Here is a 7,631-nt window from a genome sequence, read left to right on the forward strand (position 1 = left end):
GAATTCTATGTATTTGGGCCGCTTGTAGCCGGTCAGGTTCTCGCGGCAGAAGGCGGTGAGCGTCTCCGCGGTCAGCGCCGGATCCTTCTTGACCACGAACAGTTTCGGCACCTCGCCCGAATGCTCGTCCGGCACGCCGACTGCCGCCACTTCGAGCACGCCCGGATGCATGGCCACGACTTCCTCGAGCTCGGTCGGATAGACATTGAAGCCCGAGACCAGGATCATGTCCTTCTTGCGGTCGACGATCTTGGTGTAGCCGCGCTCGTCCATGAAGCCCATGTCGCCGGATTTGAAGTAGCCATCCTTGGTCATCACCTTGGCGGTCTCATCGGGCCGGTTCCAGTAGCCCGCCATCACTTGCGGTCCTCGGATGCAGACCTCGCCGACCTCGCCGAGCGGCAAATTGTTGCCGTCGTCGTCGCGGATGGCGATCTCGGTCGAGGGCAGCGGCAGGCCGATGGTGCCGGTGAAGTCGCCGGCGGTGAACTTGTTGGCGGTGGCCACCGGCGAGGTTTCCGAGAGGCCGTAGCCTTCGGTGACCGAACAACCGGTCAGCGTCTTCCAGCGTTCGGCAACGCCCTTCTGCACCGCCATGCCGCCGCCCAGCGTCAGCACCAGCGGCTTGAAGTCGAGCTTGCGGAAATCCTCATTGTTGAGCAGCGCGTTGAACAGCGTGTTGAGGCCGGGAAAGATGTGCACCGGATACTTCTGCAGTTCCTTGACGAAACCGGGAATGTCGCGCGGATTGGGAATGAGCACATTGCGGGCGCCTTGCTGCATGCCCATCAGTGCGTTCACGGTCAGCGCGAAAATATGATAGAGCGGCAGCGCGCAGATAAAGTTGGGGTGCGCCGGTTTCGGCTTGATCGTGTAGGCGTCCTCCATCCACTGCGCGTTCTGCGCGACGTTGGCGAGCACGTTTCTGTGCAGCAGTGTGGCGCCCTTCGACACGCCCGTGGTGCCGCCCGTATATTGCAGGAAGGCGACATCGTCGGCTTCCACCTTGGCCGGCTTGAAGCCCATGCCGGCGCCGGCCTTCATGGCGGCATTGAACTTGACATGGCCGGGCAAGGACCATGCCGGCACCATCTTCTTCACGCGGCGCACGACGAAATTGACGATGGTGCCCTTCAGGCCGCCGAGCATGTCGCCCATCGCGGCGACCACCACATGCTTGACCGCCGTCCTCGCGATCACCGCCTGCAAGGTGTTGGCGAAGTTCTCCAGGATGACGATGGCTTGCGCACCGGAATCCTTCAACTGGTGTTCGAGCTCGCGCGGCGTGTAGAGCGGATTGATGTTCACCACGACATAGCCGGCGCGCAAGATCGCCATCATCGCCACCGGATATTGCAGCACGTTCGGCATCATCAGCGCGACGCGCGCGCCTTTCTGCAGGCCCTTCGATTGCAGGTAGGCGCCGAAGGCCGCCGACAGCCGCTCGACATCGGTGTAGCTGATGGACTTGTCCATGCAGGTGAAGGCCGGCTGCGCGGAAAATTGCTTGCAGGCGGCGACGAGGAAATCGCCGATCGAGCTGTAGGGCAGGGCGCCGATCTCCGCCTGCACGTTTTTCGGATAGCTCTTGAGCCACGGCTTTTCCGGCAAGCCGGCGGCCAGCGCCGTCAATGCTTTCGGCAATCGGTTGGCGGTGGCGTCGGCCGGCCTTGCCGCCGGTGGGGCCTTCACCGCCGCCGCAGCCTTCGACGCCGGCTTGACAGCGGGCTTTGCCGCACCCGCTTTACTCCCCGGCGCCGTCTTTCCGGCCGCGGCCTTGGCCGGGGCTTTCACCGCCGGCTTTGTGCTTGCCCTTACGGGCGCCGCGGCCGCCTTCGGCGTGGCTTTCGGCTTGGCAGTACCGGCTGCTTTCGACGGCGCCTTGGCTCCCGCTTTCACCGTCGTCGTCCTTGATGCTTTTGCCACCCGTTCCTCCCTGGACAAGTTTGTTCATTCGCGCCGCGCTCGCCCCTGAATTGACCTCGCCTCTGAATTGACAAGGGCGCCCTCCGCTGCGGCCGTTATACCCTATGTATTGCCTCCCTTGGTGACCGTGCAAGTCTTGCCCTTGCGGCAACACGGCGAAAGATTTGCCGTCGAAAGTCCTTGCCGCCGCCGGCGCTGCCAAATGGTGTCCTGGCGCATCCCTCGGCCGCTCGGAAGCGCGGGGAACATTTATATCGTCAGCTTGGCGATCAATAAAAAAATGCGGTTGTTAATAATCTCGTGAATGGAAGAAACTGCTAATTTTTTCTGCAATTTGGCAAAATAGCGGATTTTTTTCCTGCTTCCCGCGGGGTAAGCAAACGGGGTGTTCCAAAGCCGGAAAAACGGTGCTTATATGCGCGCTTCGCGAGCCTGATAGAGGGGCTTGGAAGAACATCAGGGAGTGCTCAATGAATAAGAAGCTGACTTTTGCAGCCGCGTTGCTGGCTGCAAGCGTCCTGGGCGGCGTGGCCAATGCGAAAACTCTGGTCTACTGCGCGGAAGCTTCGCCGGAGGGTTTCGATCCGGCGCCGTATACCGCAGGCCAGACGTTCGACGCGTCATCGCGCACCGTCTTCAACCGCCTTGTCGAATTCGATCACGGCAAGACGACGACCTCGCCGGGCCTGGCCGAGAGCTGGACGATCTCCGACGATGGCAAGGAATATGTCTTCAAGCTGCGCAAGGGCGTCAAGTTCGCCGCGACCGACTATTTCACCCCGACGCGCGACTTCAACGCCGACGACGTGGTGTTCTCGTTCGAACGCCAGGTCGACAAGAACGGCCCTTGGTTTCAGTACATTCCGGGCATTGCATACCAGTATTACAATGACCAGTTCGGCGAAAACATCGCCAAGGTCGAGAAGGTCGACGACCTGACGGTGAAGTTCACCCTCAAGGAGCCGGCGATCACTTTCATTCCAACGCTGGGCATGGATTTCGCTTCGGTCGTCTCCAAGGAATATGCCGACAAGCTGCAGGCCGACAAGACGCCTGAGCTGTTCAACCAGAAGCCGATCGGCACCGGTCCGTTCATCTTCGTCGACTACCAGACCGACGCCGCCATCCGCTACAAGGCCAACCCGGACTATTGGGGCGGCAAGCAGAAGATCGACGATCTGGTCTTCGCCATCACCACCGATCCGGCGGTGCGCGCGCAGAAGCTCAAGGCCGGCGAATGCAACATCATGTCGTACCCGGCACCGGCCGACATCGCCGGCCTGCAGGCCGATCCGAACCTGAAGGTCGAGGAGCAGGAAGGCCTCAATGTCGGCGCGCTGATGTACAACACCCAGCAGAAGCCGTTCGACGACGTGCGCGTCCGCAAGGCGCTCAACATGGCCATCAACAAGAAGGCCATCATCGACGCCGTCTTCCAGGGCGCCGGCCAGGTGGCGATCAATCCGATCCCGCCGACCATGTGGTCCTACAACAAGGAAGTGAAGGACGATCCTTACGATCCGGATGCAGCCAAGAAGCTGCTTGAAGAGGCCGGCGTCAAGGACCTCAAGATGAACGTCTGGGCCATGCCGGTGTCGCGCCCATATATGCCGAACGCGCGCCGCACCGCCGAGCTGATCCAGGCGGACTTCGCCAAGGTCGGCGTCACCGTCGAGATCGTCAGCTACGATTGGGGTGAATACCTCAAGCGCGCTTCCGCGGTCGATCACGACGGCGCCGTCATCGTCGGCTGGACCGGCGACAATGGCGATCCGGACAACTTCCTCGGCGTGCTCCTGAGCTGCGCTTCCGTCGGTTCGAACAACCGCGCGGAATGGTGCAACAAGGACTTCGATGCGCTCATCAACAAGGCCAAGACCGTTTCGGATCAGGCCGAGCGCACCAAGCTCTATGAACAGGCACAGGTCATCTTCAAGGAACAGGCACCCTGGGCGACGCTCGCTCACTCCAAGGTGTTCATGCCGATGCAGAAGACCGTCACCGGCTTTGCGATGGATCCGCTCGGTATCCACCGCTTCGACGGCGTCGATATCGCCGAATAAGGTTGCGAAACGGGGGCGCCACCATGTGGTGACGCCCCCACTCGCCCGCCATGCTGCGTTATATCCTCGGCAAGCTCGCCCTCATCATCCCGACCTTCATCGGGATAACCATCCTCGCCTTTGGCTTCGTGCGCATCCTGCCCGGTGATCCGGTGCTGGTGCTTGCGGGCGAACGCGGCCTGTCGCCCGAACGTCACTCGGCGCTGATGCACCAGTTCGGTTTCGATCTGCCGATCTGGCAACAATATCTGACTTATCTGATGAATGTGCTGAGCGGTGATTTCGGTACCTCGTTTTCAACCAAGACCCCGGTGCTCAAGGATTTCCTGGTTCGCTTCCCGGCAACGGTCGAGCTCGCCATCTTCGCCATGATCTTTGCCGTTGTCCTGGGTGTCGCCGCCGGCATCTTCGCCGCCATCCGCCGTGGTTCCTGGTTCGACCAGCTGACCATGGGCACGGCGCTGGCTGGCTATTCCATGCCGATCTTCTGGTGGGGCCTGCTGCTGATCATCGTGTTCTCTGGCACGCTGCACTGGACGCCGGTTTCCGGCCGCATCGACCTTCTCTATTTCTTCAAGCCGGTGACCGGCTTCATGACCATCGATTCGCTGATCTCGGGCCAGAAGGGCGCATTCCGCTCGGCACTGTCGCACCTCGTCCTGCCCACGATCGTTCTCGGCACTATCCCGCTCGCAGTCATCGCCAGGCAGACCCGCTCGGCGATGCTCGAAGTGCTGGGTGAGGACTATGTTCGCACCGCGCGCGCAAAGGGCCTGGCGCCGCGCCGCGTCATCGGCCTGCACGCCTTCCGCAACGCGCTGATCCCGGTCGTCACCACCATCGGCCTGCAGGTCGGCACGCTTTTGACCGGCGCCATCCTGACCGAGAGCATCTTCTCCTGGCCCGGCATCGGCAAATGGATGATCGACGCCATTTCCAAGCGCGACTATTTCACCGTGCAGGGCGGGTTGCTTTTGATCGCGCTGATCGTCATGTCGGTCAACCTCATCGTCGACGTGCTCTACGCCGTCATCAACCCACGCATCCGGGCCAACTGACATGAGCAACGAAGGCCCAGCCACCATCGAAGCCGCGACCGTCGTCAAGCCGCAGGACGCCAGGCTGCAGATGTTCGGCGAGTTCTGGCACTACTTCTCCGTCAACAAGGGCGCGGTGATCGGGCTCTTCGTCTTTGCGCTGCTGATCCTGATCGCCATCTTCGCGCCGCTGCTGGCGCCGCATTCGCCCGACGATCAGTTCCGCGACTTCTTCCTGACGCCGCCGGCCTGGCAGGAGGGCGGTAATGCGCAGTTCCTGCTCGGCACCGACGCCGTCGGTCGCGATATGCTGTCGCGCCTGATCTACGGCTCGCGCTTCTCGCTCGCCATCGGCTTCGTCGTCGTCACGTCAGCACTGATCTCCGGCGTCATTCTCGGCCTGCTCGCCGGCTACTGCCGCGGCTGGGTCGACACGCTGATCATGCGCATCATGGACATCATCCTGGCCTTCCCGTCGCTGCTGCTGGCCCTGGTGCTGGTCGCGGTGCTTGGCCCCGGCCTGGTCAATGCCATGATCGCCATCGCCTTCGTGCTGCAGCCGCATTTCGCCCGGCTCACCCGCGCCGCCGTGATGGCTGAGAAGACCCGCGAATATGTCGTCTCGGCCAAGGTCGCCGGGGCCAGCCATCTCAGGTTGATGCTGGTCACCATCCTGCCCAACTGCATCGCGCCGCTGATCGTGCAGGCGACGCTGTCCTTCTCCAACGCCATCCTCGAGGCGGCGGCCCTTGGCTTCCTCGGGATGGGCGCGCAGCCGCCGACGCCGGAATGGGGAACCATGCTGGCCGAAGCGCGCGAGTTCATCCTGCGCGCCTGGTGGGTGGTGACCTTCCCGGGCCTCGCCATCCTGATCACCGTCTTCGCCATCAACCTGATCGGCGACGGCCTGCGCGACGCGCTCGACCCCAAGCTGAAGAGGTCGTGAGCATGCCTCTGCTCGAGATCAAGAACCTCACCGTTTCCTTCGACACCGCGGCCGGACCGTTCATGGCCGTGCAAGGCATCGACCTCTCGATCGAGCCGCGCGAAGTGCTGGCGATTGTAGGCGAGTCCGGTTCCGGCAAGTCCGTGGCGATGCTCGCGGTGATGGGCCTGTTGCCCAACACGGCAACCGTCAAGGCAGACCGCATGGCCTTCGACGGCGTCGATCTCCTGAAGCTCAGCCCGTCCGAACGCCGCAAGATCGTCGGCAAGGACATCTCGATGATCTTCCAGGAGCCGATCGCCAGCCTCAATCCGTGCTTCACCGTCGGCTTCCAGATCGAGGAGGTGCTGCGCTTCCATATGGGTATGGATCGCGCTCAGCGGCGGGCCCGCGCCATCGAATTGATGAAGCTGGTCGGCATCGCCGATCCGGAAGAACGGCTGAGCTCGTTTCCGCACCAGATGTCGGGCGGCCAATGCCAGCGCGTCATGATCGCCATCGCCATCGCCTGCAATCCGAAGCTGCTGATCGCCGACGAGCCGACGACGGCGCTCGACGTCACCATCCAGAAGCAGATCCTCGATCTGCTGGTTTCGCTGCAGGCAAAATACGGCATGGGACTGATCATGATCACCCACAATATGGGCGTGGTGGCCGAGACCGCCGATCGCGTCATCGTCCAGTACAAGGGCCGCAAGATGGAAGAGGCCGACGTGCTGTCGTTGTTCGAATCGCCGAAAAGCAATTACACGCGGGCGCTGTTGTCGGCTTTGCCGGAGAACGCCGTCGGCGACCGGCTGCCGACCGTTTCCGACATGCTGTTCGAGCCGGCCCCCTCTGCCGCGGGAGCCGCCTCATGAACACCACGGTCCTCGAAGGCAAGAACATTGTCCGCGACTACCACATCGGTGGTGGCCTGTTCACCGGGCCGCGTACCGTGCACGCGGTCAAGGGCGTCTCGTTCAAGGTCGACAAGGGCAAGACGCTGGCCATCGTCGGCGAGAGCGGCTGCGGCAAGTCCACGCTCGCTCGCATCATCACGCTGATCGATCCGGCGACGTCAGGCGACCTGTTCATCGACGGCAACAAGGTCGACATCGCCAAGGGCGGATTGACCAAAGAGATGCGCCGCAAGGTCCAGATCGTCTTCCAGAATCCCTATGGGTCGCTCAACCCGCGCCAGAAGATCGGCAACGTGCTGGGCGAGCCTCTGCTGATCAACACCGACAAGCCGGCGGCCGAGCGGCGCGACCTGGCGATGAAGATGCTGAAGAAGGTCGGCCTCGGTCACGAGCACTACAACCGCTACCCGCACATGTTCTCGGGCGGCCAGCGCCAGCGCATTGCCATTGCCCGTGCGCTGATGCTCAACCCAAGCCTGCTGGTGCTGGACGAGCCGGTCTCGGCGCTCGATCTTTCCGTGCAGGCACAGGTGCTCAACCTGCTCGCCGACCTGCAGGACGAGTTCCAGCTGACCTATGTCTTCATCAGCCACGATCTGTCCGTGGTGCGCTACATCGCCGACGATGTGATGGTGATGTATTTCGGCGAGGCGGTCGAATACGGCTCGCGCGACGAGGTCTTCGCCGACCCCAAGCACAGCTACACCAGGACGCTGTTCGCCGCGACCCCGCGCGCCGACGTCGCCTCGATCAAGGC

At 62.5% G+C, this 7,631-nt stretch carries 6 protein-coding genes; 5 read left to right on the forward strand and 1 reads right to left on the reverse strand.

The features are described from left to right. Positions 1 to 1,926 (reverse strand): long-chain-fatty-acid--CoA ligase (locus tag EOC06_RS28210; protein ID WP_128309339.1); only part of this gene is annotated, 1,926 nt, incomplete at its 3' end. Positions 1,927 to 2,396: 470 nt separating this feature from the next. On the opposite strand from EOC06_RS28210, the gene EOC06_RS28215 reads away from it, so the two are divergent. The 5 genes from EOC06_RS28215 to EOC06_RS28235 form a co-directional block, all read left to right on the forward strand. Beyond that, the gene (locus EOC06_RS28215; RefSeq protein ID WP_127330705.1) at positions 2,397 to 3,989 is read left to right on the forward strand and encodes an ABC transporter substrate-binding protein; all 1,593 of its coding nucleotides are present in this window, start codon (positions 2,397 to 2,399) and stop codon (positions 3,987 to 3,989) included. A 50-nt stretch (positions 3,990 to 4,039) separates the two neighbouring features. Further along, on the forward strand, positions 4,040 to 5,047 hold the full coding sequence (locus EOC06_RS28220; protein ID WP_128309340.1) for an ABC transporter permease subunit: 1,008 nt from the start codon (positions 4,040 to 4,042) through the stop codon (positions 5,045 to 5,047). 70 nt (positions 5,048 to 5,117) lie between these two features. Continuing rightward, entirely contained in the window at positions 5,118 to 5,972 is an 855-nt protein-coding gene (locus EOC06_RS28225) for an ABC transporter permease subunit (RefSeq protein WP_224618710.1), read from the forward strand. A 2-nt stretch (positions 5,973 to 5,974) separates the two neighbouring features. After that, entirely contained in the window at positions 5,975 to 6,832 is an 858-nt protein-coding gene (locus EOC06_RS28230) for an ABC transporter ATP-binding protein (protein WP_127267322.1), read from the forward strand. Beyond that, positions 6,829 to 7,631: dipeptide ABC transporter ATP-binding protein (locus EOC06_RS28235; RefSeq protein WP_128309341.1), on the forward strand; the 803-nt coding region annotated here is incomplete at its 3' end. The genes EOC06_RS28230 and EOC06_RS28235, both read left to right, overlap by 4 nt.

The sequence above is a fragment of the Mesorhizobium sp. M7A.F.Ca.MR.362.00.0.0 genome (assembly GCF_004023175.1).
GTDB lineage: Bacteria > Pseudomonadota > Alphaproteobacteria > Rhizobiales > Rhizobiaceae > Mesorhizobium.

Bases quoted from the DNA above. Each gene is read 5' to 3' on its own strand.
- EOC06_RS28215 (WP_127330705.1), top strand. From the start codon at position 2,397: ATGAATAAGAAGCTGACTTTTGCAGCCGCGTTGCTGGCTGCAAGCGTC.
- EOC06_RS28230 (WP_127267322.1), top strand. From the start codon at position 5,975: ATGCCTCTGCTCGAGATCAAGAACCTCACCGTTTCCTTCGACACCGCG.
- EOC06_RS28225 (WP_224618710.1), top strand. From the start codon at position 5,118: ATGTTCGGCGAGTTCTGGCACTACTTCTCCGTCAACAAGGGCGCGGTG.
- EOC06_RS28220 (WP_128309340.1), top strand. From the start codon at position 4,040: ATGCTGCGTTATATCCTCGGCAAGCTCGCCCTCATCATCCCGACCTTC.